The 25703-nt window shown below is 74.1% G+C and carries 21 protein-coding genes and 1 pseudogene; 16 read left to right on the forward strand and 6 right to left on the reverse strand.

Going from position 1 to position 25703, the window contains the following annotated elements; translation table 11 throughout:
• Positions 1–7 precede the first annotated feature (7 nt).
• Both GCU60_RS00970 and GCU60_RS00975 read left to right on the forward strand, forming a co-directional pair.
• Positions 8–1051: an ABC transporter ATP-binding protein gene (locus GCU60_RS00970; RefSeq protein WP_163201758.1), complete on the forward strand. Its 1044-nt coding sequence runs from the start codon at positions 8–10 to the stop codon at positions 1049–1051.
• Complete coding sequence (locus GCU60_RS00975) at positions 1048–2193, forward strand: ABC transporter ATP-binding protein (RefSeq protein WP_163201759.1); 1146 nt, start codon at positions 1048–1050, stop codon at positions 2191–2193. Before GCU60_RS00970 ends, GCU60_RS00975 begins: the two co-directional genes overlap by 4 nt.
• Positions 2194–2227: 34 nt before the next feature.
• Here GCU60_RS00975 and GCU60_RS00980 read toward each other — a convergent pair whose 3' ends face one another.
• Positions 2228–2602, reverse strand: coding sequence for a Rieske 2Fe-2S domain-containing protein (locus tag GCU60_RS00980; RefSeq protein ID WP_163201760.1), 375 nt, complete (start codon positions 2600–2602; stop codon positions 2228–2230).
• A gap of 119 nt (positions 2603–2721) precedes the next feature.
• Between GCU60_RS00980 and GCU60_RS00985 the strand changes: the two genes are divergently transcribed.
• From GCU60_RS00985 to GCU60_RS00995, 3 genes are all read left to right on the forward strand, one after another.
• A complete protein-coding gene (locus GCU60_RS00985; RefSeq protein WP_163201761.1) occupies positions 2722–4782 on the forward strand; it encodes a TPM domain-containing protein in 2061 nt (686 codons plus the stop codon).
• 77 nt (positions 4783–4859) lie between these two features.
• A complete protein-coding gene (locus GCU60_RS00990; protein ID WP_163201762.1) occupies positions 4860–5621 on the forward strand; it encodes a VOC family protein in 762 nt (253 codons plus the stop codon).
• Between the two features lie 91 nt (positions 5622–5712).
• Positions 5713–5976: a hypothetical protein gene (locus GCU60_RS00995; RefSeq protein ID WP_163201763.1), complete on the forward strand. Its 264-nt coding sequence runs from the start codon at positions 5713–5715 to the stop codon at positions 5974–5976.
• A gap of 51 nt (positions 5977–6027) precedes the next feature.
• Here the strand turns inward: GCU60_RS00995 and GCU60_RS01000 are convergent, their stop codons facing one another.
• The gene (locus GCU60_RS01000) at positions 6028–6996 is read right to left on the reverse strand and encodes a pirin family protein (protein WP_345770305.1); all 969 of its coding nucleotides are present in this window, start codon (positions 6994–6996) and stop codon (positions 6028–6030) included.
• Between the two features lie 45 nt (positions 6997–7041).
• Positions 7042–8067 carry a pirin family protein gene (locus GCU60_RS01005; protein WP_163201765.1) on the reverse strand — a complete coding sequence of 342 codons (1026 nt, stop codon included), beginning with the start codon at positions 8065–8067 and terminating at the stop codon, positions 7042–7044.
• Between the two features lie 161 nt (positions 8068–8228).
• On the opposite strand from GCU60_RS01005, the gene GCU60_RS01010 reads away from it, so the two are divergent.
• The 10 genes from GCU60_RS01010 to mnhG all read left to right on the forward strand — a co-directional run bounded on the left by GCU60_RS01010 (position 8229) and on the right by mnhG (position 20732).
• Positions 8229–8828: a helix-turn-helix domain-containing protein gene (locus tag GCU60_RS01010; protein WP_163201766.1), complete on the forward strand. Its 600-nt coding sequence runs from the start codon at positions 8229–8231 to the stop codon at positions 8826–8828.
• Entirely contained in the window at positions 8825–10117 is a 1293-nt protein-coding gene (locus GCU60_RS01015; protein ID WP_163201767.1) for an MFS transporter, read from the forward strand. Before GCU60_RS01010 ends, GCU60_RS01015 begins: the two co-directional genes overlap by 4 nt.
• 106 nt (positions 10118–10223) lie before the next feature.
• Entirely contained in the window at positions 10224–12215 is a 1992-nt protein-coding gene (locus GCU60_RS01020; protein WP_163201768.1) for a clostripain-related cysteine peptidase, read from the forward strand.
• Positions 12212–14029, forward strand: coding sequence for an ABC-F family ATP-binding cassette domain-containing protein (locus tag GCU60_RS01025; RefSeq protein ID WP_163201769.1), 1818 nt, complete (start codon positions 12212–12214; stop codon positions 14027–14029). Before GCU60_RS01020 ends, GCU60_RS01025 begins: the two co-directional genes overlap by 4 nt.
• A 195-nt stretch (positions 14030–14224) precedes the next feature.
• A complete protein-coding gene (locus GCU60_RS01030; RefSeq protein ID WP_163201770.1) occupies positions 14225–17110 on the forward strand; it encodes a Na+/H+ antiporter subunit A in 2886 nt (961 codons plus the stop codon).
• On the forward strand, positions 17107–17634 hold the full coding sequence (locus tag GCU60_RS01035) for a Na(+)/H(+) antiporter subunit C (protein WP_163201771.1): 528 nt from the start codon (positions 17107–17109) through the stop codon (positions 17632–17634). The genes GCU60_RS01030 and GCU60_RS01035 overlap by 4 nt, the downstream gene beginning before the upstream one ends.
• The gene (locus GCU60_RS01040) at positions 17631–19352 is read left to right on the forward strand and encodes a Na+/H+ antiporter subunit D (protein WP_163201772.1); all 1722 of its coding nucleotides are present in this window, start codon (positions 17631–17633) and stop codon (positions 19350–19352) included. Before GCU60_RS01035 ends, GCU60_RS01040 begins: the two co-directional genes overlap by 4 nt.
• Entirely contained in the window at positions 19349–19951 is a 603-nt protein-coding gene (locus tag GCU60_RS01045; RefSeq protein ID WP_163201773.1) for a Na+/H+ antiporter subunit E, read from the forward strand. Before GCU60_RS01040 ends, GCU60_RS01045 begins: the two co-directional genes overlap by 4 nt.
• Entirely contained in the window at positions 19948–20289 is a 342-nt protein-coding gene (locus GCU60_RS01050; protein WP_163201774.1) for a monovalent cation/H+ antiporter complex subunit F, read from the forward strand. The genes GCU60_RS01045 and GCU60_RS01050 overlap by 4 nt, the downstream gene beginning before the upstream one ends.
• Positions 20286–20732, forward strand: coding sequence for a monovalent cation/H(+) antiporter subunit G (gene mnhG / locus GCU60_RS01055; RefSeq protein WP_163201775.1), 447 nt, complete (start codon positions 20286–20288; stop codon positions 20730–20732). The genes GCU60_RS01050 and mnhG overlap by 4 nt, the downstream gene beginning before the upstream one ends.
• A 25-nt stretch (positions 20733–20757) precedes the next feature.
• Here mnhG and leuA read toward each other — a convergent pair whose 3' ends face one another.
• The 3 genes from leuA to GCU60_RS01070 form a co-directional block, all read right to left on the reverse strand.
• Positions 20758–22491: a 2-isopropylmalate synthase gene (gene leuA / locus GCU60_RS01060; RefSeq protein WP_163201776.1), complete on the reverse strand. Its 1734-nt coding sequence runs from the start codon at positions 22489–22491 to the stop codon at positions 20758–20760.
• Between the two features lie 168 nt (positions 22492–22659).
• Positions 22660–23295 (reverse strand): helix-turn-helix domain-containing protein, encoded by a 636-nt coding sequence (locus tag GCU60_RS01065; protein ID WP_163201777.1) that lies wholly within the window; start codon positions 23293–23295, stop codon positions 22660–22662.
• Positions 23296–23546: 251 nt separating this feature from the next.
• Positions 23547–25142, reverse strand: a complete 1596-nt coding sequence (locus GCU60_RS01070; protein ID WP_163201778.1) for a phospholipase D-like domain-containing protein — start codon at positions 25140–25142, stop codon at positions 23547–23549.
• Between the two features lie 75 nt (positions 25143–25217).
• Between GCU60_RS01070 and GCU60_RS01075 the strand changes: the two are divergent.
• Positions 25218–25703 (forward strand): annotated as a pseudogene (locus tag GCU60_RS01075) (aspartate kinase); the annotation flags it as partial.

Raw genomic sequence — 25703 nt, forward strand, 5'->3', positions numbered from 1 at the left:
CGCCCCGATGACGTCCGTGCTGGGTGCCCCCGTCCTCGAGGTGGACGACCTCTCCGTCACCTTCCAGCGCAAGGGGGAGAAGCCGACCCGCGCCGTCGACGGCGTCAGCTTCTCCGTCGCGCCGGGCGAGACGGTCGGCCTGGTGGGTGAGTCCGGCTGCGGCAAGTCCGTCACGTCCCTGGCGATCATGGGTCTGCTGCCCAGCCGGGGGGTCAAGGTCGGCGGATCGGTGCGCCTCGAGGGGCAGGAGCTGATCGGGGCCGGCAGCCGGAAGCTGCGCTCGCTGCGCGGGGCGCACATGGCGATGGTCTTCCAGGACCCGCTCTCCTCGCTCAACCCGACGGTGCAGATCGGCACCCAGGTCACCGAGGTGCTGCTCGAGCACCGCGACATGTCCAAGGCGGAGGCCGCCGCGGAGGCCGTCGCGCTGCTGGACCGCGTCGGCATCCCGGACCCGCGGCGCCGGCTCAAGGAGTACCCGCACCAGCTGTCCGGCGGCATGCGCCAGCGTGCGCTGATCGCCATGGCGCTGGCCTGCTCGCCCCGGCTGCTGATCGCCGACGAGCCGACCACCGCCCTCGACGTCACGATCCAGGCGCAGATCCTCGAGCTGCTCAAGGAGCTCGTCGTCGACACCGGGACGGCGCTGGTGATGATCACCCACGACCTCGGCGTCGTCGCCGGGCTGTGCGACCGGGTGCACGTCATGTACTCGGGCAAGATCATCGAGACCGCGGACCGGCACGAGCTGTTCGCGCAGCCCCGCCAGCCCTACACCGGGGGCCTGCTCGCGTCGGTGCCCCGCCTGGACGCGGGCCGCGGCACGCCGATCACCCCCATCCGCGGGTCGGCCCGCGACGCCATCCCGTGGGCCGAGGGGTGCGCGTTCGCCCCACGCTGCGACAACGCGCAGGACGACTGCCTGACCGAGGTCTCCGGCAGCGTCGTGCCGCTGGAGCCCGACGGGCCCGGCCGGGAGCTGCGCTGCCGCCACCCGCTGCAGTACCCGACGGCGCCGTCCGGTGCCACCGCCCTGGGAGCCGCCCGATGACCGCCGCACCGAGCGCGTCGGAGGAGCCGCTGCTGCGGGTCCGGGGCCTGAAGGTCCACTTCCCGATCAAGCGGGGGGTCCTGTTCGACCGGACCGTCGGGCACGTGCAGGCGGTCGACGGCGTCGACCTCTCCATCGCCCGCGGGTCCACGTACGGCCTGGTCGGCGAGTCCGGCTGCGGCAAGTCGACGCTGGGCCGGGCCATCCTGCGGCTGGAGGAGCCCACCGCCGGTGAGGTGATCTTCGACGGCACCGACGTCGCCTCGCTCAAGGGCGAGCCGCTGCGGAGCATGCGCCGGCGCATGCAGATGGTCTTCCAGGACCCGCTGGGCAGCCTCGACCCGCGGCAGAACGTGGAGTCGCTGCTGTCGGAGCCGCTGCGCGCGCACGGCCTGGGCGGCGGGACGAAGGGGATCGCGGAGAAGATCCGCGGGCTGCTCGACGCCGTCGGTCTGCCGTCGGCCGCGCTGCGCCGGTACCCGCACGAGTTCTCCGGCGGGCAGCGGCAGCGCATCGGGATCGCGCGGGCCATCGCGCTGGAGCCCGACCTGCTGATCGCCGACGAGCCGGTCTCCGCCCTCGACGTCTCGGTGCAGGCCCAGGTGCTCAACCTGCTCGAGGAGCTGCAGGAACGGCTCGGCCTCACCTACCTGGTCATCGCGCACGACCTCGCGGTCGTCCGGCACATCAGCGACGTCGTCGGCGTCATGTACCTGGGGTCGCTGGTCGAGCAGGCGCCGGCGGACGACCTGTACGAGCAGCCGCTGCACCCCTACACGCGGGCGCTGATGAGCGCCGTACCCGTGCCCGACCCGGTCGTGGAGGAGTCGCGGGAGCGGATCCTGCTGGCCGGCGACCTGCCCTCACCGGCGAACCCGCCCAGCGGCTGCCGGTTCCACACCCGGTGCCCGTGGCGGCAGGAGACGCGCTGCGACGACGAGGTGCCGGTGCTGCGCGAGCTCGCCCCCGGGCGCCTGGTCAGCTGTCACTGGGCCGAGGAGATCCGCGACGGCGTGCTGCAGCCGAAGTCGGCCGAGGAGGTGGCGGCCCTCATGGGCGTCTCCGTGCGGGCGACCGGAGCCGGGCCGATCGAGACCGACGCGCTGGTGCAGGGCGTCGACGAGCCCGTCGAGCGGCGGTGACACCGTCGTCCTCCGGACGACACCGCGACCGACCTCACTCCAGGATGACGTCAGAGCCGCGACGGGCGGCCCGGCGCACGCGGAGCCGGGCCACGGACCCGAGCAGCCGCACCAGCTGCGTGTAGCCCGGCGTCGGGCCGTGGTAGCCGAGGAAGCCGCGCGGCCCCTCGACCATCTCGCCGGTGCGCACGTCGTAGCGGCTCTGGTGCCACGGGCAGACCAGGCAGCCGTCGGCGTCGACCGTGCCCTGCGAGAGGTCCGCGAGCTGGTGGCGGCAGCGGCGGGAGACCGCGAAGTGCCGGTCCTGCCCGTCCGGGCCGGGGCCGCGGTTGCCCACGGCCCAGTCGCCGACGCGGCGCACGGTGCCCGGCGGCAGGTCGGCGGCGGGCACGGAGTCGCGGTCGGGCACGTGGGTCCTCCTCGGACGGGGGCGTTCGTCGTCCCGCCCTACCCACGGCGGCCGGGCCGGACCCCTCGGCCGTCGGTAGTGTCGCGGTCGTTCCGCTCCCACTGTCCTGGAGGTCCTCCGTGCGCCGGCTGTGCGTCGTCCTGGGGGTGCTCGCCGGCCTCCTGCTGACCGCCGGCCCGGCGCTCGCCGTCCCCCCGTTCCGGCTGGCCGAGCAGGTGGTCGACGAGGTCGGCGCGCTGGACGGTGACCAGGCGCGGGTCGACCAGGCGCTCGACGAGCTGCAGGCCGACGAGGGGACCCAGCTGTTCGTCGTGTTCGTGTCCAGCTTCGACGGGGCCAACGGGCCCGAGTGGGCGGCGGCGACGGCCGAGCTCAGCCAGCTGGCCCGCAACGACGCGCTGCTCGCCGTCGCCGTCGACGACGGGCTCTACGGATTCGTGCCGCCCCCGGGTTTCCCGCTCACCCGCACCGAGATCGAGGACCGCGCCGCCACCACCGTCGATCCGGCGTTCACCGAGGGCGACTGGGCCGGTGGCGTGGCCGAGTTCGCCGACATCCTGCGCACCGACTCCGCCGCCGCGGACTCCGGAGGCGAGGGGTCCGGCGGCGGCTCCGGGGCGCTGCTGGTGCTCGGCGGGATCGCCGTCGTCGGCGGCGGCGCCTACCTGGTCAGCCGCTCGCGCCGGAACCGGGGCGGCGCGGGCCTCCCGACGGGCCGGCAGCCGCGGGAGCGCGACCCGCACGAGGGCACGCCCACCCCCGAGCTGCAGGGTCGCGCCAGCGAGGCGCTGCTCGACGTGGACGAGGCGGTCAAGACCTCCCAGCTGGACCTGGACTTCGCGCGCTCGCAGTACGGGGAGGAGGCGGTCGCCGGCTTCGGCGCCGCGCTCGCGCAGTCCAGGACGGAACTGTCGCGGGCGTTCACGCTGCGCCAGGAGCTGGACGACGACGTCCCGGAGGACGAGCCGACCACCCGCCGCATGCTGGCCGAGATCATCTCGCTGACCGCGGCCGCCGACGCGCGGCTGGACGAGCAGAGCGCGGCCTTCCAACAGCTGCGCGACCTGGAGCACCGGGCCCCGGAGGTGCTGGCGGCGCTGGAGCCGCGCATCGCCGAGCTGCGCGGCCGGCTGCCGGAGGAGGAGCAGCGGCTCGCCGGGCTCCGGCAGCGCTTCGCCGGATCGGCCGTCGCCGCCGTCGCGGAGAACGTGACCGAGGCCGGCGCGCGGCTGGACGCCGCGGAGCAGGAGATCCGGGAGGCCCGGGAGGCGATCGCCGGGGGGCGGACCGGGGAGGCCGTCGGCGACGTCCGTGCCGCGGAGGACGCCGTGGCGCAGTCGGTGACCCTGCTCGACGCCGTGGGCCGGCTGGCCGCCGACCTCGACGCCGCCGCCGGCCGGGTCGCCGCCGCCCGCGCCGAGACCGAGAAGGACCTGGCCGAGGCGCGGTCGCTGGTGAGTGCCGGGGACCGCAGCGGGCTGGAGCCGCAGATCGCCCGCGCGGAGTCAGCCCTCGCGGCCGCCGATGCGGCGCTGCGTCCGGCCGATGCGTCGCCGGGGGACCCGCTGGCCGCCCTCCGCCAGCTGGAGGACGCCGACGCCGCGCTCGAGCAGACCCTCGCGGTCGCCCGGGACGCGCAGACCCAGGCCCGGCGGGCCGCGGGCGCACTGGACCAGGCGCTGCTGACGGCCCGCTCCACGCTGGCCGCCGCGCAGGACTTCATCGACACCCGCCGCGGCGCGATCGGCCCGGAGGCCCGCACCCGGCTCGCCGAGGCCCGCCGCCACCTGGAGGCGGCCGTCGACCTGGGCCGCACCGACCCGGTGGCGGCGCTGCGGGAGGCGCAGCAGGCCGGGCTGCTGGCCCAGCACGCGCTCGACCTCGCGCAGGACGACGTCGGCCGGTGGAACTCCGGCGGCTACGGGCCCGGGGGCATGGGCGGTGGCTACGGGCCGGGGATGGGTGGCGGCTACCGCCGGGGCGGGGTCGACCTGGGCAGCCTGGTCCTCGGCGGGATCCTCCTGGGTGGTGGCGGCCGGCGCGGCGGCTACGGCGGGGGGTTCGGCGGTGGCTTCGGCGGTGGCGGGGGCTTCGGTGGTGGCGGTGGCTTCGGCGGCGGCCGCGGCGCCGGGGGCGGTTCCTTCGGTGGTGGTGGCAGCGCCGGAGGCGGCCGCTTCTGACCCGGGCGCGCGGAAGGCCCTGGGAACTGTCGGTGCCCGGTGCCACCGTGGCCTCCTCACTTCACGAGGAGGCGACGATGCCCACCCGAGACACCGCCTGGCCGGCGGGGACACCGTGCTGGATCGACTACGGGGCCGGTGACCTGGCCGCGGCGAGGGAGTTCTACGCCGAGCTGCTCGGCTGGCAGTACACCGGCGGCGACGCCGAGTTCGGCGGCTACCTGAACGCCGAGAGGGAGGGGCGCCGGGTCGCGGGCCTGGGTCCCCAGATGGACGAGGCCGGGCAGCCCGGCTGGACCACCTACTTCGCCACCGACGACGCCGACGCGACGGTGGCCCGGATCCGCGACGCGGGGGGCACGGTGCTCGTCGAGCCGATGGCGATCGGGCCGCTGGGCCGGATGGTGGTCGCCCTCGACCCGCAGGGGAGCGCCTTCGGGCTCTGGGAGGCCGGTGAGCACACCGGCGTGCAGCGGTTCAACGAGCCGGGCGCGCTGGTCTGGAACGAGGCGGCCGTCGCCGATCCGGAGGCGGCCCGGGCGTTCTACAGCGCGGTCTTCGGATTCGAGTGGGACGCCATGGAGGGCATGGCGCCCTACGCCACCTTCCGGACCGGTGACCGGCCGCTCGGCGGTCTGGGTGCCGCCGAGCCCGGCCTGCCCACGGGGTGGACGGTGTGCTTCGCGGTGACCTCCACCGACGCCGCGGTCGCCACCGTCGAGAGCGCCGGCGGCACCGTGCTGCACCCGGCCGAGGACACCGAGTTCGGCCGGTTCGCCGTGGTGGCCGACCGGTGGGGCGGGGCGTTCTCCGTCATGGAGGTCGGACAGGAGAACTGACACGTCCCGGGTCGTTGACGGCCGCACCCGGATACGGGAACACTCCGTTCATCAACCGGTGCACCCTGTCACCGGAGAGTCGGGAGTCCTCGTGAAGCGCGTTCTCGCATCCCTCGGCACGGCGGCACTCGCCGCGGGCCTCGTTCTCGGCACCGCGGCGCAGGCCAATGCGGGGGCGATCAGGGCCTCCGGGCCGTACAGCAGTCTGACGCAGTGCCAGTACGGCCAGAAGGACCTGCGCGGCTTCACGAGCGGCGTCAGCAACATCCAGCCGTGCAAGTACCAGCCGGCGTACACCGACGACTACGGCCGGACCCTGCGCGCCGGCTGGTACTTCGTCTACGTGCAGAACTGAGCCCCGTGGTCGGCCGGCCCGCGAGCGCTCGCGCTCGTGGGCCGACCGACGTCAGCGGACCCGGCCGCGCGCCATGAGCGGCACCGGGGGCAGCGGAGGGGCCTCGAGCCGGGCGCCGTCGTAGCCCACCACCGCGCCGAACCGCTCGTCCTCGGCGTTCCAGCGCTCGGCGTAGTCGGCGATCTCCTCGCCGGACCGGCCCACGAAGTTCCACCACATCACCAGCCGCTCCTCGAACGGCTCGCCGCCCAGCAGCAGGAGGCGTGAGGCGTCGGCAGCGCGGAGCCGGAGCGAACGCCGGCCGGTGCCCAGGTAGAGCATCGCCCCGCGCTCGAGCGGGACGTCCTCGACCGTCGCGCTCCCGGACGAGGCCAGCACGGCGTACTCGAAGTCGGGCTCCAGCGGCACCTCGACGTCGGCGCCCGACGACAGGTCCAGGTCGGCGCCGACCAGCGGGGTGTAGGCCCGCCCCGGGGAGGTGGCGCCGGCGAACGAACCCAGGAGGACGGTGGTGCGCAGCCCGCCGGAGCTGAAGCCGGGCAGCGCGTCGTGGTGCTCGAAGTGCGGCGCGACGTCGCGGTCGGCGTCGGGCAGGGCCACCCACAGCTGGGCGCCGTGCAGGAACCGTGGGTGGCTCGCCGGCGACTGCTCGGAGTGCGCGATGCCGTGGCCGGCGGTCATCAGCGCCAGCTCGCCGGGGCGGAAGGTCACGTCGCTGCCCAGGGAGTCGCGGTGGTGCACCTCGCCGTCGAGCAGCCAGGACACCGTCTGCAGCCCGGTGTGCGGGTGGGGCGCCACCTGCATGCCGGGCGAGCTGGTGATGTCGTCGGGGCCGTAGTGGTCCACGAACGCCCAGGCGCCCACCATGCGCCGGCCCAGCGTCGGCAGCAGCCGGCGCACGTGGGTCGACTCGCCCAGCAGCACCTCCTTGGCCGGCAGCAGGTCCAGCACCGGCCCCGCGGAGGTCTGCTGCAGTCCCCCCAGGTCGCGGGCCGCGGGGCGGCGGTCCAGGTTGCTCACGGTGTTCCCCTCCATCTCGACGGGGCCGAAGTGGCGATAATGGCCCTACGCGTCCGGGTCAGTCTGACCCCGGAGGTCGCCGTGCGGAACGGGTCCCGACACCCGCTGGGCGGGGATCGCGCCGAGCCGGCCGGCGGAGAAGTCGGCGAATGCGTCGCGGACCTCGTCGGCGGTGTTCATGACGAACGGGCCGTACATGGCGATCGGCTCGTCGATCGGCCGGCCGCCCAGGATGACGACGTCCAGGGCCGGGGTGCGCGACTCCTGGTGGACGGCGCCCCGGACGGTGACGGTGTCGCCGGGGCCGAGCACCGCGAGCTGGCCGGTGCGCACCGGAGCGCCGTCGATGCCGACCGAACCCGCGCCGGACAGCACGTAGACCAGGGCGTTGAAGTCCGGCCGCCAGGGCAGGTCGAGCGTGGCGCCGGGGGAGACGGTGGCGTGCACCATCGCCATCGGCGTGTACGTCGAGCCGGGACCCCTGTGGACGACGGAGCGCCCGGCATCCGTGATCTCCCCTGCGATGACCCGGAGGAACGCCCCGGCGTCGGGGCTGGCCAGCAGCACCGAGGCGTCGGCGCGCAGGTCCTGGTACCGCGGCTCGACCCACTTCTGGGCCCGGGGGAGGTTCACCCACAGCTGCAGCCCGTGGAAGAGCCCACCGCTGACGACCAGCTCCTCCGGCGGCCGCTCGATGTGCAGGACGCCGCCGCCGGCGGTCATCCACTGGGTGTCGCCGTTGCTGATCGTGCCGCCACCCCCGTGGGAGTCGGCGTGCTCGAAGGTGCCGTCGATCAGGTAGGTGACCGTCTCGAAGCCCCGGTGCGGGTGCCAGCTCGTGCCCTTGGGCTCACCGGGTGCGTACTCGACCTCGCCCATCTGGTCCATGTGCAGGAACGGGTCCAGGGCACGCAGGTCCACGCCGGCGAACGCCCGGCGGACCGGGAAGCCCTCGCCCTCGTAGGCCGAGGGTGCGGTGGTCACCGACCGGGTGCGCCGGCGCACCGTGCGGGGTGCCGGCAGCGGGACGCGCGGCAGCGTGGTGGTGTCCTCGACGGTCACGGCGGGCATCGGATCTCCCTCGTTGAAAGTTCAACCAGTGGAGACGGTAACCCGGCCCGTGGCCGTTGTCTCCCCCCGGCGGACCACCGCACCGCGGGTGCGGTCGGCCGCCGCCGATGGACGCAAAGAAGTCCTTGCAAAGAGCCCTTTGCATACATAGGCTGCCCGGCATGACGCCGAAGGACACCGCCCCGGAGCCCCGGGTCCAGGTGACGGACGTCCGGGCCCTGCGGGCCCTGGCGCACCCGCTGCGCAACCGCCTGCTCGGACTGCTCCGGCTGCACGGCCCCGCCACCGCCAGCGGCCTCGGTCGCAGCGTCGGGGAGAGCAGCGGCTCGACCAGCTACCACCTCCGGCAGCTCGCGGCGTACGGCTTCGTCGAGGAGGTCGAGGGCCAGGGCACCACCCGCGAGCGGTGGTGGCGGGCCCGGCACCGGATGACCAGCTGGGAGGCCGCCGACGTCCTGGCGCAGGAGGGCGGGTCGGAGCTGGAGGACGAGCTCCGGCGGCAGCAGCTGGCCAACCACGCACGGGTGCTCGGCGCCTGGCAGGCGCAGGAGGCGGAGCTCGACCCGGCCTGGGTGGCGGCCGCCTCGCTCGGCGACTACGCGCTCCGCCTGCGGCCGGACCAGGCGAGGGACCTCGTCGGGGAGCTGAACGCGGTGCTTCTGCGCTGGCTCGAGGCGCACCCCGCGGAGCAGCCGGCGGAGGGCACCGAGCTCGTCGGCGTCCTGCTCGACGTCGTCCCGCTCAAGGAGTGGCCGACGTGACCCCGCCGCAGACCGTCCGGTCGGCCACCCGCCGGCTGGTCGGGCTCACCGCGCTGCGCTGGCTACCGGTCGGGCTGACCACCCCGGTCACCGTCCTGCTCGCCCAGGCCCGCGGGCTGTCGCTGGCCGAGATCGGGCTGCTCTTCACGCTGCACGGCGTCGTCGTGGTGGCGCTGGAGCTGCCCACCGGCGGGCTGGCCGACGTCCTCGGCCGCCGCCCGGTGCTGCTCGCCGGAGCCGTCCTGCACATCGTGTCCTGCGTGCTGTTCGCCGTCGCGACGAGCCTGCCCGGCTTCGTGCTGGCCATCCTGGCGCTCGGGCTGGGCCGCACGCTGGACTCCGGCCCGCTGGAGGCCTGGTACGTCGACAGCGTCCACCGCATCGACCCGGCCGCCGACGTCGCGCCCGGCCTGGCCCGCCACTCCGCCGCCGACGGCGGCGGGCTCGCGATCGGCGCCGTCGCCGGCGGCCTGCTGCCCGGTCTGCTGGGCGGGTCCACCGGCGCCGCGCTCGCCCTCCCGTACGCCGTGGCCGCCGTCCTCGACCTGGTCTACGTCGGCTTCGTCCTGCGCCTGCTCACCGAGGACCGGCCGCCCCGGGAGGGCAGTGTCCGGGCGGCGCTCGGCGCCGGCGCCCGGGCGGTGCCGGCGACCGTGGCCGGGGCGCTGCGGCTGTCGGTCACCGACGGGCCGCTGCGCCTGGTCCTGCTGATCACCGCCGCGGGCGGCGTGGGGCTGGTCGGCTGCGAGCTGCTGGGACCGCTGCGCTTCGCCGACCTCGCCGGCAGCCGGGACGACGGTGCGGCCGTCTACGGCACCGTCCTCGCGATCTCGTTCGCGGCGGCCGCGGTCGGCGCGATGACCACCCCGGCGATGCGCCGGCTGTTCCGCGGCTCCACCCGCGTCACCTGTGCCGTCCTGGCGCTGCTCGGCGCGGGCGCGCTCGCGCTGTTCTCCGGGCCCGACGTGCTGGTGGTGGCCTCCGTCGGGTTCGCGCTCTACTACGTCTCGCACGGCGCCACCTGGCCGCTGACCGCCGCGGTCCTGCACGACCGGGTCACCGCCGCGCACCGGGCGACGGCGGTCTCGGCGATGTCGCTGTCGATGGCGCTCGGCGGGATCCTGGGCAACCTCGCCGTCCCGGTCGTGGTGCGCCTGGCGGGGCAGGACGGCGCCCTCCTCGCGATCGCCGGGGTGATCCTGCTCAGCGGGCTCGCCTGTCTCCGGCTGCCCCGCACCGTCCGGGCGGAGCCGGTGGGCGCCGACGGCATCGAGGCGACCGCGCGCTGACCTGCGCTTTCACCCGGCCGCAAAGGTGTTCCCCTCCCGGCCCGGTTCTGTGAGGATCCGCGGCGGTTCCCGCGCCGGTCAGGACGGGCCGAGCGGATGAGGGTTCATGCGGCGTCGATGGTCGGTCCTGGGTGCGGTGGTCGCGGTGCTGCTGGCTGCGGGGTGCACCGATGACGGGGAGGAGCAGCCCGCCGCCGCCGGCGAGGGCTGGACGGTGCTCGTCTACTCGATCGCCGACACCGATCTCGAGCCCTACCTGCTCACCGACCTGGCCGAGTTCGCCGAGGTGGGCTCGCAGGAGAACCTGCAGATCGCGGCCATGGTCGACCGGGCCGCGGACTACAGCAGCGACCCGCTGCTCGACGTCGAGGACTGGGTGGGCGCCAAGTACGTCTCCATCGGCCAGGGCAGCGTGGAGGAGCTCGAGGACCTCGGCGACGTCGACACCGGTGACCCCACGCCGCTGGCCGAGTTCATCGCCCAGGGCGTCGAGGACCACCCGGCCGAGCACTACGCGCTGGTCATCAGCGACCACGGCGCCTCCTGGCCCGGCGTCGGCGGGGACGAGGGCTCGGGCAACAGCCTGCTCACCCTCGAGGACCTCCGCAGCGGGATCGCCGACGGGCTGGACGCCGCCGGGCTGGAGAAGCTCGACCTGCTGGGCTTCGACGCCTGCCTGATGGCGACCTACGAGACGGCCAGCGCACTGGCGCCGCTGGCCGACCGGATGATCGCCTCGCAGGAGCTCGAGCCCGGCCACGGCTGGGACTACCGCGCCTTCCAGGTGCTCGCCGACGACCCGGGCACCGACGTCGACACCCTCGGCACCGCGATCATCGACGGGTTCGCCGCCCAGGCCGAGGCGGAGGGCACCGGCGCCGACATCACGCTGTCGATGATCGACCTGGACCGGATGGCCGCCGTCGACGCGGCCCTGGCCGACTTCAGCAGCGCGCTCGGGGAGCGGGCCGCCACGGTGGCGCCGGTCGTGGGCCGCCAGCGCGCGACGGTGCTCGGCTTCGGCAAGGACGCCGACCCGACGGTCGACACCCACATGGCCGACCTCGGGCTGCTGGCGAGCCAGATCGGCGTCGAGGCCCTCGACGTCTCCCCCCAGGCCGACGCGCTGATCACCGCGATCAACGACGCCGTGCCCTACAAGACCGCCGGCCCGGCGGCGCTGGGCGCCAGCGGGCTGTCGATCTACTTCCCGCCGACCGCGGACCTGCTGAACCCCGACTACGCCTCGGTGGAGAGCGCCGAGGCGTGGAGCGGGTTCCTCGCCAGCTACTTCGAGGCCGGCGACGCGATCCCGGCCGCGGAACAGCCCCGGTTCGTCACCCCCGACGGCGAGGCCGAGGTCTTCTTCGACGACTTCGGGCTCAACGTGCAGGCGCAGTTCGACGCGGCCGCGGCCGGCAACGTGACCACGGCGAGCCTCGGCTACGGCGAGGTCGGCGAGGACGGCTCGGTCACCTACTTCGGCGAGGAGCAGGCCGAGGTCTCCGACGACGGCTCCGGGACCGTGCTCGGCAGCTTCGACCTGACCGCGATGACGATCAGCGACGGCACCGACACCTCCTACGCCTACCTCTCCCTCACCTACGACGAGGAGGCGGAGGTGGCCACGATCGACGTGCCGCTGGCCTACTACGCGCCGGGGCAGACCGAGGAGTACCGGGACGTCACGCTGACGATCACCTTCGACCCGGCGAGCGGGGACGTCCTCAACGAGACGTACTACGGCTACACCGAAGCCGGCACCTACGGCGAGCTCACGGCCGACCCCGAGGGGCTGATCGTGCCCAAGCTGCTGATCGCCGCTGCCGACGGCACCCAGTCGTGGCAGCCGGCCGCCGACGTGGGCCTGTTCGCCGACCTGCCGAATCCAGTACGGCTCCGAGCGGCTGGCGCCGGGCACCGCGCTGACCACCCAGCTGACCGTGACCGACTTCGGCGGCAACAGCGACTCGGTGTCGGCCGAGGTGGTCGTGCCCTGAAGGACCACCCTTCCCCCCACGCCTCGCAGGCTCGGCGCGGGGCCCTGAAGGGCGGCCGTTCCAGCCCGTCACCAGGCGGGGATACTGGAGGGCGATGAGCGCACCCCTGAACCTGGTCAACCTCGAGCGGGTGCACAAGGCGCACGGCACGACCGTGATCCTCGACGACGTCTCCCTCGGCGTCGCCGCCGGCGAGCGGATCGGCGTCGTCGGCCGCAACGGCGGGGGCAAGAGCACGCTGCTGTCGCTGCTCACCGGCGCCGACGAGCCCGACTCCGGGCGGGTCACCCGCCGCGGCGACCTCGCCATGGGCGTGCTGGACCAGTCCGGCACGCTGCCCGACGGGACGACGGTCCGCGACGTCGTGCTGCCCCCGTCGATGTTCGCCGCCGAGCACGAGTGGGCCGGCGACCCGGCCGTCCGCTCGGTGCTGACCGGGCTGGAGCTCGACCGGCTCGGCCTGGACGCACCGGTCGCCCCGATGTCCGGTGGCGAGCGCCGCCGCGTGGCGCTGGCCGCCCAGCTGATCCGCCCGCTGGACCTGCTGATCCTCGACGAGCCCACCAACCACCTCGACGTCGAGGGCGTGGCCTGGCTCGCCGAGTACGTGCGGGCCCGCCAGGGCGGCATGGTCGTCGTCACCCACGACCGGTGGTTCCTGGACGAGGTCTGCACCACCACGTGGGAGGTCGCCGACGGCAGCGTGCACTCCTACGACGGCGGCTACTCCGCCTACACCCTGGCCCGGGCGGAACGGGCGCGGATCTCCTCGGTCACCGAGGAGCGGCGGCAGAACCTGGTCCGCAAGGAGCTGGCGTGGCTGCGCCGCGGCCCGCCGGCCCGGACCAGCAAGCCGAAGTTCCGCATCGAGGCCGCGCAGGCGCTGATCGCCGACGAGCCGCCGGCGCGGGACACGATGGCGCTCAAGGGCTTCGCCGCCCGGCGGCTCGGCAAGACCGTCTACGACGTCGAGGACGTGGACTACGCCGTCCCCACCGACGACGGTCCGCGCACGCTGTTCAAGGACCTCACCTGGAACGTCGGCCCGGGCGACCGGATCGGCATCGTGGGCGTGAACGGCGCGGGCAAGACCTCGCTGCTCAAGCTGCTCGTGGGCGAGACGAAGCCGGACGCCGGCTCGATCGTGGTCGGCCAGACGGTCGCGCCGGCCTACCTGTCGCAGCACGTCACCGAGCTGCCGCCGAAGGCCCGCGTGCTGGAGGCCGTCCAGGACGTCGCCCGCATCGCCCGGATCGGCAACCAGGAGATCTCGGCGTCCACGCTGGCCGAGCGGTTCGGGTTCGCCGCCAACCGGCAGTGGACGCCGGTCGGGGACCTCTCCGGTGGCGAGCGGCGGCGGCTGCAGCTGCTGCGGCTGCTGATGGCCGAGCCGAACGTGCTGGTGCTCGACGAGCCGACCAACGACCTCGACATCGACACCCTCACCGCGTTGGAGGACCTGCTCGACAGCTTCCCGGGCACGGTGCTGGTGGTCAGCCACGACCGGTACTTCGTCGACCGCGTGTGCGACAAGGTCGTCGCCCTGCTCGGTGACGGCACGCTGGCCGAGCTCCCCGGCGGGGTGGACGAGTACCTGCGCCGGCGGGCGGCGGGCGGTGCGCCGCTGACGTCGGCCGGCGGCGGGGGATCGCGCCCGGTCGGGACCCCCTCGACGGCGGCGCCGGCGGTCTCGGCCGCCGAGGCGCGGCAGGCCAAGAAGGAGGCGAGCCGGCTGGAGCGGCGGATGCTCAAGCTGGACGCCGACGAGAAGAAGCTGCACGAGCAGCTCGCCGCCGCGGCCACCGACTACGCGAGGGCGGCCGAGCTGGACGCCCAGCTCAAGGCCGTGCAGGCGGAGAAGGAGCAGGTCGAGGAGGAGTGGCTGGTCGCCTCGGAGGCCGCCGACGGCTGAGGCCTCCCGGCCGTCCTGGCTCAGCGCGAGGGGTCCTGGCTCACCGTCGACCGTGAGTCAGGAACCCTCGTGATCAGGTCCCTGATCATCGGCCCGGCCGATGAGTCGTGGCCCCAGGTAATCTGCAGGCACCGCCCGCCGGTCGTCCCCCGACGTCAGTGGTCGTCCCGAGCCCATCGAGACTCCCGGAGACCCGTGCTCGCACTCCTGCTCCTCCACCTCGTGGCCGCCGTGCTCGCGCCGGTGCTCGTGCGCTGGTGGGGCCGGAACGCGTTCCTCGCCCTCGCCCTCGTGCCGGCCTCCGCCCTGGTCTGGATCCTGACCCGGCTGACCGGCGTGACCGGCGGCGGCGAGGTCACCGAGACCGTGCCCTGGGTCCCGGCCCTCGAGCTGAGCGTCGCCCTGCGGCTGGACTCCCTGGCGCTGGTCTTCGCGCTGCTGGTCACCGGGGTCGGTGCCCTCGTCCTGCTGTACTGCGCCCGCTACTTCGAGCCCGACGACGAGGGGACCGGCCGGTTCGCCGGCACCCTGACCGCGTTCTCCGGCTCCATGCTCGGCCTGGTCCTGGCCGACCACCTGCTGCTGCTCTACGTCTTCTGGGAGCTCACGACCGTCTTCTCCTACCTGCTCATCGGCGGGTCGGGGAGCAAGCTGGCGGCCCGGCGCGCGGCCAGCCAGGCGCTGATCCTCACCACCGCCGGCGGGCTGGCCATGCTGGTGGGCCTGATCATGCTGGGGGAGACCAGCGGCAGCTACCTGCTGTCGGAGGTGGTCGCCGATCCCGGCAGCGGACCGCTGCTCGTCACCGGCACGATGCTCGTCCTGGCCGGGGCGATCACCAAGTCGGCGATGATCCCGTTCCACTTCTGGCTGCCCGCGGCGATGGAGGCCCCCACCCCGGTCAGCGCCTACCTGCACGCCGCGGCGATGGTGAAGGCCGGCATCTACCTGGTCGCCCGGCTGGCCCCCGGGTTCGCCGACGTCCCGGGCTGGCGGCCGGTGGTCGTCGGCCTGGGCCTGGCCACGATGCTGGTCGGCGGCTACCGGGCGCTGCGGCAGTACGACCTCAAGCTGCTGCTCGCCTTCGGGACGGTCAGCCAGCTCGGCTTCCTCATGGTGCTGGTCGGCGCGGGGACCCGGGAGCTGGCGGCCGCCGGGCTGGCGATGACGCTGGCGCACGCCCTGTTCAAGTCCACGCTCTTCCTCAGCGTCGGCGTCATCGACCACGCCACCGGAGTCCGCGACCTGCGCCGGCTCTCCGGGCTGGGCCGGCGGCTGCCCGTGCTGGCGGCCATCGGCACGCTCGCCGCGGCGTCCATGGCCGGGCTGCCGCCGCTGCTGGGCTTCGTCGGCAAGGAGGCGGCGTTCACCGCGCTGCTGGACGGCGGGCTGCCCGACCGGACCGCAGCCGTCGTCGTCCTCGTCGGGCTGGTGCTCGGCTCGGTGCTCACCGCCGGCTACACCGCGCGCTTCCTGTGGGGGGCCTTCGCCCGCAAGCCCGGGCTGCCCGCCACCGCACCGGCCGAGCTGGTGCACGCCCCCGGCGCGCTGTTCCTCGCCGCCCCGGCCACGCTGGCCCTGCTCGGCCTGGCCGCCGGCCCGCTGAGCCCGCTGCTCGAGCCGCTGGTCGCCGGCTACGCCGACACGATGCCGCTGCTGGCGGCGGAGGCCGAGAAGCTGGCGCTCTGGCACGGCCTGCAGCCGGCGCTGCTGCTCTCGGCGGTCACCGTCGCCGGTGGCGCCGCCCTGTTCGTGGCGCGGGGAGCGGTCTACCGCGTGCAGCGGCGCTTCGCCGTCGGCGCCTCGGCCGACGAGGGCTACTGGAACACGCTGCAGACGCTGGACCGGCTGGCCGTGCTGGTCACGGGCACCACGCAGCGCGGCTCGCTGCCGGCCTACCTGGGCACGATCCTCGTCGTCGTCCTGGCGCTGCCGGGGTCGATCCTGCTGTTCCAGGCGCCGTGGCCGGGGGAGTGGCGGGCGTGGGACACCCCGGTCCAGGCGCTGGTCGGCGCGGTGGTGCTCATCGCCGCCGGGCTCGCGCTGCGCATCCGGCAGCGGCTGTCGGCCGTCCTCGTCGTCGGCGTCACCGGCTACGGCCTCGCGGTGCTCTTCGCGCTGCAGGGCGCCCCGGACCTCGCCCTCACCCAGTTCCTGGTCGAGACCCTCACCCTCGTCGTCTTCGTCCTGGTGCTGCGCAAGCTGCCCAAGGACATCACCGAGCGGCACCGGCCGCGGGAGCGCACCTTCCGGGGGGTGCTCGCCGTCGCCGTCGGGGTGCTCATGGCCTGCGCCGGGGCGGTCGCGATGAGCGCCCGCACCGCCACCCCCGTCTCGGTCGACCACCCCGAGGCGGCGTACGAGTTCGGCGGCGGCAAGAACGTCGTCAACGTGACGCTGGTCGACATCCGGGCGTGGGACACCCTGGGGGAGATCTCCCTGCTCGTCGTCGCCGCGACCGGGGTGGCCAGCCTGGTCTTCCTGCGGCGGCGGACCGGCGCGGTCGACCGGCTGGACCCGGTCCGGCTGGCGCAGGACGACCGGCGCGCCCACCGCGCCCCCCGCGGGCAGTGGCTGGCGGCGTCGCAGGCCCTGGCGCCCGAGCGGCGGTCGGTGATCCTCGAGGTGATCACCCGGATCCTGTTCCACACCATCGTGGTCTTCTCGCTGTACCTGCTGTTCAGCGGGCACAACGAGCCCGGCGGCGGGTTCGCCGGCGGGCTGGTCGCCGGCCTGGCCCTGGTGCTGCGCTACCTGGCCGGTGGGCGCTACGAGCTCGGCGAGGCCGCACCGGTCGATCCCGGCCTGCTGCTGGGCATCGGCCTGCTGGTCGCCGGCACCACCGGCGTGGTCGGGCTGACGCTGGGCGCCCAGGTCCTGCAGACGGCGATCCTCGAGACCACGCTGCCGGTGCTGGGCGACGTCAAGCTGGTCACGTCGCTGTTCTTCGACGTCGGCGTCTACCTCATCGTGGTCGGGCTGGTGCTGGACATCCTGCGCAGCCTCGGCGCCGAACTGGACCGCCAGGTCGACGAGGACGACCCGATCGACTCCGCCCGGGGAGAGGTGATCGCCCGATGACCCCCACCGTCGTCCTGCCGGTGATCGTCGGCGTGCTCTACGCCGCCGGTGTCTACCTGCTGCTCGACCGCAGCCTCACCCGCGTCCTGCTGGGCTTCCTGCTGCTGGGCAACGCGACCAACCTGCTGCTGCTCTCCAGCGGGGGCGCGGCCGGGCTGGCGCCGATCCTGGGCTACGCCGAACCGGAGGAGATGAGCGACTCGCTGCCGCAGGCGCTCGTCCTCACCGCCATCGTCATCACCTTCGGCATCGCGGCGTTCCTGCTGGCGATCATCTACCGGTCCTGGCGGCTGGTCCGGCAGGAGGTCATCGAGGTGGACGAGGAGGACCGCAGGATCGCCCGCCGGTCGGACACCGACGCCGACGACATCGACCCCGACGACCTGGCGCCCGAGGACCGGCCGGCCATGCACGCCGACACCTTCGCGGCCGACAACGAGGTCGAGCGGGGGCTGGCCCGGCAGTACGCCGGCATGGCCTCCGACGACGTCGACCTGCCGCCGACGCGGCGGAGGAAGCGATGATCCGGGTCCTCACGCCGCTGCCGGTGCTGCTCCCGCTGCTCGGGGCGGCAGCGGCCCTGCTGGTCGGCGGCCGCCACCCGCGGATCCAGCGGACGCTGAGCGTCCTCGTGCTGAGCGCGGTGCTCGTCGTCTCGGTCGTGCTGCTGATGCTCGCCGACGCCGACGGTGCCGACGCGATCTCCGTCGGCGGGTGGCCGGTGCCGCTGGGCATCGTGCTGGTGGTCGACCGGCTGTCGGCGCTGATGCTGGTGGTCGCGGCGACGGTGGCGCTCGGCGTCCTGGTGTTCGCGGTCGGGCAGGGCGCGGCCGACGGCGACGAGGAGACGCCGATCTCGATCTTCCACCCGACGTTCCTGGTGCTGATCGCCGGCGTGGCCAACGCCTTCCTCGCCGGGGACCTGTTCAACCTCTACGTCGGCTTCGAGATCCTGCTGACCGCCAGCTACGTGCTGCTGACCCTCGGCGGCTCCGCGCCACGGATCCGCGCGGGCATCACCTACATCATCGTGAGCCTGCTCAGCTCGATCCTCTTCCTCGCCGCGATCGGGCTGGTCTACGCCGCGACCGGCACGGTCAACATGGCCCAGCTGGCCCTGCGCCTGGCCGAGCTGCCCGAGGGCACCCAGCTGCTGCTGCAGTCGATGCTGCTGATCGCCTTCTGCATCAAGGCGGCGGTGTTCCCGCTGTCGGCCTGGCTGCCCGACAGCTACCCGACCGCCCCGGCCCCGGTGACGGCGGTGTTCGCCGGGCTGCTCACGAAGGTCGGCGTCTACGCGATCATCCGCACCCAGACGCTGCTGTTCCCCGGCGGCGCGCTCGACGACGTGCTGATGTGGGCCGCGCTGGCCACCATGCTGATCGGCATCCTGGGCGCGGTGGCGCAGACCGACATCCGCCGGATCCTGTCCTTCACGCTGGTCAGCCACATCGGCTACATGATCTTCGGGATCTCGCTCGCCTCGACCGCGGGGCTGGCCGGCGCGGTCTTCTACGTGGTGCACCACATCGCGATCCAGACGACGTTGTTCCTCGTCGCCGGGCTGATCGAGCGGCAGGGCGGCTCGACCGGCGTGGACCGCCTCGGCGGGCTGGCGAAGGCCTCGCCGCTGCTCGCCGTCCTCTACTTCGTGCCGGCCATGAACCTGGCCGGCATCCCGCCGTTCTCCGGCTTCATCGGCAAGTTCGGGCTGCTGGACGCCGGGATCGCCGACGGCGGCTGGCTGCCGCTGGTGCTGGTGGGTGCCGGCGCGGTCACCAGCCTGCTCACCCTGCTGGCGATCTCCCGGGTGTGGAACCGCGCGTTCTGGCGGCCACGCGCGCAGTCCCCGGTCGGCGACACCGACGCGGCCGCCGCCGCCGACGCCGGGCCGGAGCTGTCGGCCGCCCCGCTGGAGGAGCCGGACGGCCCCGACGGCGCGGCCGGTGGCAGCACGGCGGTCCGGTCCAGCGCGCGCCGGGCGGCCTGGCAGCGGCACACCGCCGTGGCCACGGCCACGACGCCCGCCACCGACGGGCTGGGGGACGGCGGGTCCGCCGACCGGCCGCTGCAGCCGCTGCCGCGCGTGATGGTGGGCTCCACCGCGGTCATGGTGGCGGTGACGGTGGCGCTGACCGCGCTGGCCGGCCCGCTGTACGGCATCGCCGACCGCGCCGCGGAGGACCTGAGGGACCGCGGGCCCTACATCGATGCGGTGTTCGGTGGGGAGGGGCGGCCATGACCAGCGACCCGGCGCCCGGTCCCGGCAGCCGGCTGGCCCACCAGCTGCGCCACCAGCTGCCCCTGCTCGTGTGGCTGGTGGCGGTGTGGAACCTGCTCTGGGGGACGTGGTCGTGGGCGAACCTGCTCGCCGGCATCGTCGTGGCGCTGGTGGTCACCTGGCTGCTGCCCCTGCCGCCGGTCGTGGGCGGCGCGCGGCTCCGGCCGCTGGGGCTGCTCGTCTTCCTCGGCACGTTCCTGGCCGACCTGGTGTACTCCGGCGCGGAGGTCGCCTGGCAGACCGTCCGGCCCAGCGGCATCGACCGCAGCGCCATCCTGCGCGTCCAGCTGCGCACCGACTCCGACCTGCTGCTCACCATCCTGTCCGAGTCGGTGACGCTGGTGCCCGGCTCGATGGTGATGGACCTGGACCGGGAGCGGGGGGTGCTGGTGCTGCACGTCCTGCACGTCCGCGACGACGACGACGTCGAACGCCAGCGCGCGTCGGTCCTCGCCCAGGAGGAGCGGATCGTCCGGGCGTTCGGCACCGACGACGAGATCGCGGCGCTGAGCCGCGCGCCGGGGGAGCCGTTCCCGGCGGCGGAGCGGAGGACCCCGTGACGATCGTCTACTGGCTGACCTACGGGATGCTCGGCGGGGGCGCACTCCTGGCGCTGGTCCGGCTGGGCCTGGGGCCGTCGCTGCTGGACCGGGTCGTCGCCACCGACACGCTGCTGGTGATCATCGCCGCGGGCCTGGCCGTGCACGCCGGCCTCGCGCGGGACCCCACGCTGGTCCCCGTCCTGGTCGTGGTGTCGCTGCTGGCGTTCGTCGGGTCGGTGTTGGTCGCGCGCTACATCGGCGGCATGCTGCTCCGGTCGGCCGACGACGGGCAGGACGTCGGGCTGCCGGAGGCGGCCGAGGAGCGCGCCGCGCGGGCGAGCGAGGGGGAGCGGTGAGCGCCCTCCAGACGCTGGGCGACGTCGTCGCGGTGGCGTTCCTGCTCCTGGGGGCGCTGCTGTGCCTGACGGCGGGGATCGGGCTGCTGCGGTTCCCCGACGTGCTGACCCGGATGCACGCGGGCACCAAGCCGCAGGTGCTGGGCGTGCTGTTGATCATGGTGGGCGGTGCCATCCGGCTGCAGGGCTGGTCGGCCACCTGGATGCTGCTGCTCGTGGCGGTGTTCCAGATGCTCACCGCCCCGGTGAGCGCGCACATGGTCAGCCGGGTCGCCTACCGCCGCCGACACGTCCGCCGCGACCGGCTGCTGGTCGACGAGCAGCACACCGCGGGGCAGGACCGGCTGTACCGGGGCGACGAGCCCGCCGACGCGCCGCCGGAGGAGCCGGCGACGGCCCTGGCCGAGCGCGTCCGCGAGAACCGCGAGGACGGGACGCGCTGAGTTCGCGCGTCCCGTCCCGCGGGGGTCAGCGCTGGGCGCGGTTGACCGCGGAGACGACGGCGCGCAGCGAGGCGGTGACGATGTTGGGGTCGATGCCCACGCCCCACAGCACCCGCTCGCCGACGGCGCACTCGACGTAGGCGGCGGCGCGGGCGTCGCCACCGGCGGACATGGCGTGCTCGGCGTAGTCGAGCACCCGGACGTCGACGTCGACGGTGGACAGCGCGTCGACGAACGCGGCGATCGGGCCGTTGCCGCGGCCCTCGACGGTGACCGGGACGCCGTTGTCGACCAGCTCGACGACCATCTCGTCGAGCTGGTCGCCGTGGGCGGTGTGCCGGTGGCCGGTGAGGGCGAACCGGCCCCACGGGGCGTCGGGGTCGGGCAGGTACTCGCTGCTGAAGGCGGTCCACATCTGCTCGGCGGTGACCTCACCGCCCTCGTCGTCGGTGTGCCGCTGGATGACCGCGCTGAACTCGATCTGCAGCCGGCGGGGCAGGTCGAGGTGGTTCTCGGTCTTCATGATGTAGGCGACGCCGCCCTTGCCGGACTGGCTGTTCACCCGGATGACGGCCTCGTAGCTGCGGCCGACGTCCTTGGGGTCGATCGGCAGGTAGGGCACGGCCCAGGCCTGCTGCTCGACGGGGACGCCGGCCTGCGCCGCGTCGGCCTCGAGGGCCTTGAAGCCCTTGTTGATCGCGTCCTGGTGGGAGCCGGAGAAGGCGGTGTAGACCAGGTCGCCGCCGTAGGGGTGCCGCTCGTGCACGCCGAGCTGGTTGCAGTACTCGACGGTGCGGCGGATGTCGTCGATGTCGGAGAAGTCGATCTCCGGGTCGATGCCCTGGCTGAACAGGTTCAGGCCGAGGGTGACCAGGTCGACGTTGCCGGTGCGCTCGCCGTTGCCGAACAGGCAGCCCTCGATGCGGTCGGCGCCGGCCCGGTAGCCGAGCTCGGCGGCGGCGACGGCGGTGCCCCGGTCGTTGTGCGGGTGCAGGCTGAGGACCACCGAGTCGCGGCGGGCCAGGAAGCGGTTCATCCACTCGATCTGGTCGGCGTAGACCGTGGGCTCGGCCATCTCGACGGTGGCCGGCAGGTTGAGGATCGTCGGCCGGTCGGGGGTGGGCTCCCAGACGTCGGTGACGGCGTTGCAGACCTCGATGGCGAAGTCGAGCTCGGTGCCGGTGAAGGACTCCGGGGAGTACTCGAAGCGGATGTCGGTGTCGCCCATCTGCTCGGCGAGCTTGCGCACCACCTGGGCGCCGTGGACGGCGATGTCGACGATGCCGGCGCGGTCGGAGCCGAAGACGACCCGGCGCTGCAGCGTGCTGGTGGAGTTGTAGAGGTGGACGATCGCCTGCTTGGCGCCGCGCAGCGATTCGAAGGTGCGCTCGATCAGCTCGTCGCGGGCCTGGGTGAGCACCTGGATCGTGACGTCGTCGGGGACCAGGTCGTCCTCGATGAGCTGGCGGACGAAGTCGAAGTCGGTCTGGCTGGCCGCGGGGAAACCGACCTCGATCTCCTTGTAGCCCATGCGGACCAGCAGGTCGAACATCCGCCGCTTGCGGTCGGGCGTCATGGGGTCGATCAGCGCCTGGTTGCCGTCGCGCAGGTCGACGGCGCACCAGCGCGGGGCCTTCGTGGTGACCTTCTCGGGCCAGGTGCGGTCGGGCAGCGCGACCGGCGTGAAGGGCGCGTAGCGGTGGACCGGCATCCCCGAGGGCTGCTGGGGATGGCGGGCGTGCGGGTGGGTGTCGCTCATGAGGAGGCTCCTGGTGCGGGCTGCCGTGCGCGGAGTGCGCACGGCTCCGGGACGGTCAGCGACGTCGGGAACGCCTGAACCCCGCGACGAGGGAGCCGACCTAGGAGAGGGCCTCGCCGCGGCGGGTAAGCAGGAGGCTGCCGCGCACGGGCCCACGGTAGCAGCGGGTCAGCCCACGTCGCAGCGACACGGGCAGTCGTCCGCGTGCACGGGAGGACCGCTCCGGTCGTCGAGCTCGTCGCAGACCGATGGGCAGGTGCAGGTCCAGGGGTCCGGGAGGTGGCCGCCCCCACCGGTCTCGACCCGGCGTCGCAGTTCCTCCTGCCGTCGGCGTCGCCACTCGGACTTCCGCGCCTCGGCTCGCTCCCGCGGGGTGTCGCCCGGCCGGGGGAGCAGGTGGTCGTCGGGTCTGTCGGCGAGGTCGCGATCGCCCTGCCAGGGGCTGCGCCGGTCGAACGTGTACGTCGGCTGCGACCGGTCGCGCCGGTCGGCCCACCGCCACGACCGCTCCTCGCTCAGCACCGTGTCCAGGTGGGCCGGGAAGCGGCGTCCTGCCTGATCCCGCACGGCGTCGGGATGCATCCCCGATACTTCGGCACCGGTCGCGTCCACCAGTGCGATCCGCAGGCCCGCGAGGCGGGCGGCGCGGGCCAGCGCTGCGACGGGAAGGCCCCGGCTGCCGGTCTCGGCCTGCGCAACGGCGGCGACGCTCAGCCCGGCCGCCTCCGCGAGCTGCCGCTGCGAGAGGTCGGCCAGCCGTCGGATGCGCCGCAGCGCTCCGCCGAGGTCGAAGGGCTCGGGCACGAGCCGATCATCACCGCTGTCCGGCATGGCTCACGGGCGGTCCGGCGAACCTGTGGACGCCGGCTCGACAAGGGACACCACGTATTCCGGCACGCTCCACCTCTGCTCACTCCCGGGAGCAGAGGTGGAGTGCGCTGGGGAACGGTCGTGCCGATGCGACCGCCACCGACCGCCACTCTCGGCGACACGGAGCGCAACCGGCACCGGTCAGCCGGCGCGGGGCGCGATGACGGCGACGGGCGCAGCGGTCATCAGAAGGCCTTGGCCAGGCGCAGGCGCAGCGGGCGGCCGTCGGGGTCCACCAGCAGCCGGTAGACCGGCGTGGCCCACAGCCGGGTCAGCCAGGAGAGCTTCTCCGGCCGGTGCGGCCGGAGCCGCCCCGGTGGGCGGGGGCCGCGCCGGCCGTCGTCGTGCCACTCGTCCAGCGCCGCCGCGCGCGCCTCCAGGGTGGCCACGAAGCGCTCGGGATCGAGCAGCAGCTCGTCAGCGCTCCCGTCCTGCGGCAGGTCCAGGTGCTCGCGCGCCAGTTCCAGGCGCAGGTCACGGGCGAAGGTGCGCGCGCAGTCCCCGGTGCCGGCGGGGTCACGCGGCTCGCGGGGGTCGTGGGTGGTGTCGAGGACGGCGGTGGACAGCTCGCTGTCGTGGGTCCACGAACGGCGGTTGAAGTTGTCGCTGCCGATGCTGGCCCAGACGTCGTCCACCACGCAGACCTTCGAGTGCACGTAGACCGGCGTCCCCGCGCGGTTCTCCACGTCGAAGACGTGCACCCGGTCCTCGCCGCCGGCCCGGACGCAGAGGTCGATCGCCTGGCGGCGGCCGACGTACTGGGGCGTCGCGTTGAACGCCCCCTCCTGGTCGGGGATGCGCGGCACGACGACGACCAGGTGCAGCTCCGGGTTGTCGGTCAGTGCGTCGGCGAACAGCTGGGCGACCTCCGAGGACCACAGGTACTGGTCCTCGAGGTAGATCAGCCGCCGGGCCTTCTTGACCGCCTTGCTGTACCCGCGGGCGATGGAGCGCTCGCCCTCCGGGGCGAAGTCGTAGCGCGGGCGGATCTTGGGGTAGGTCCGCAGGGTCTGCACCAGGTGCGGCCCGCACGGCGGTGGCGGCGGGAGCTCCGGCGGCAACGGCGGCGGGTCGAGCCGGGCCCGGCGGAACCGGTCGACGACGTAGGCCACCGGGTTGCCCTGAACGGGGCTCGTCGGGTCGTCCCACCGCTCCCGGAACGCCATGTCCAGGACGGCGACGGCCGGCCCACGGATCTCGGCCTGGACGTCGTGCCACGGGGGCGTCGGCCCGTACGGCGACGCCATGTCCACCGCCTGCTGGTCGCCGCCGTGCTCGGCGTCGTCGCGACGGCTGTGGCACAGGTCGATGCCACCGGCGAACGCGACGTCGCGCGAGGGCTCGTCCGGGCAGCGGATGACGACGATCTTCTGGTGGTGGCTGCCCACCCGGCGCACCCGCTGGTCCAGGACCACCCGGCCTCCGTCCTCCTCGATCTCCCGGTCCAGCGCCCGGTTCTGCTCCTTGCTGTAGGACAGCCAGTCGGTGTGCGAGCGCCACACCAGGCCGCGCACGTCCACCCCGCGCCGGGCGGCTGCGCTGAACAGCTCGTCGACGGTCGGCCCGTCCGGGCGCAGCAGCTGGTCGGGATCGCCGCGCCAGTCGGTGAACCACACGCGGTCGCCGGGGCCCAGCCGCTCCACCTCCTCGACCAGCCGGTCGAAGTAGGCGACCCCGTGGACCAGCGGCCGGACGACGTTGGCCCCGGTCCAGGCCGGAAGGGGGGTGCCGGGGTTCCCCCGCTCCTCTGCGGTCAGCAGCCAGTCCGACGGATCATCCACCTGGTGATCTCATCCTGCGGGAACGCGCGGACGCAACCACCGGCTCCGCGCGCAACCTCGGTAGCCTTCTGACCCGTGGCCCTCGTCGTCCAGAAGTACGGCGGTTCCTCCGTCGCCTCGCCCACGCACATGAAGCGCGTTGCGGAACGGATCGTCGCCGCCAAGAAGAACGGCGACGACGTCGTCGTCGTGGTCTCCGCCATGGGTGACACCACCGACGAACTGCTCGACCAGGCCAGCCAGATCACCGACGACCCGCCCGGTCGAGAGCTGGACATGCTGCTCACCGCCGGTGAGCGGATCTCCATGGCGCTGCTGGCCATCGCCATCTCCACCCACGGCTACGAGGCCCGCTCGTTCACCGGGTCCCAGGCCGGCGTCATCACCACCGGCAGCCACGGCAAGGCCCGGATCATCGACGTCACGCCGGGCCGGCTGCGCTCCGCGCTGGACGAGGGCTCGGTGGTCATCGTCGCCGGCTTCCAGGGCGTCAGCCAGGACACGAAGGACATCACCACGCTGGGCCGCGGCGGTTCCGACACCACCGCCGTCGCGGTCGCC

It is taken from the genome of Blastococcus saxobsidens (genome assembly GCF_010682065.1).
GTDB lineage: Bacteria > Actinomycetota > Actinomycetes > Mycobacteriales > Geodermatophilaceae > Blastococcus > Blastococcus saxobsidens_B.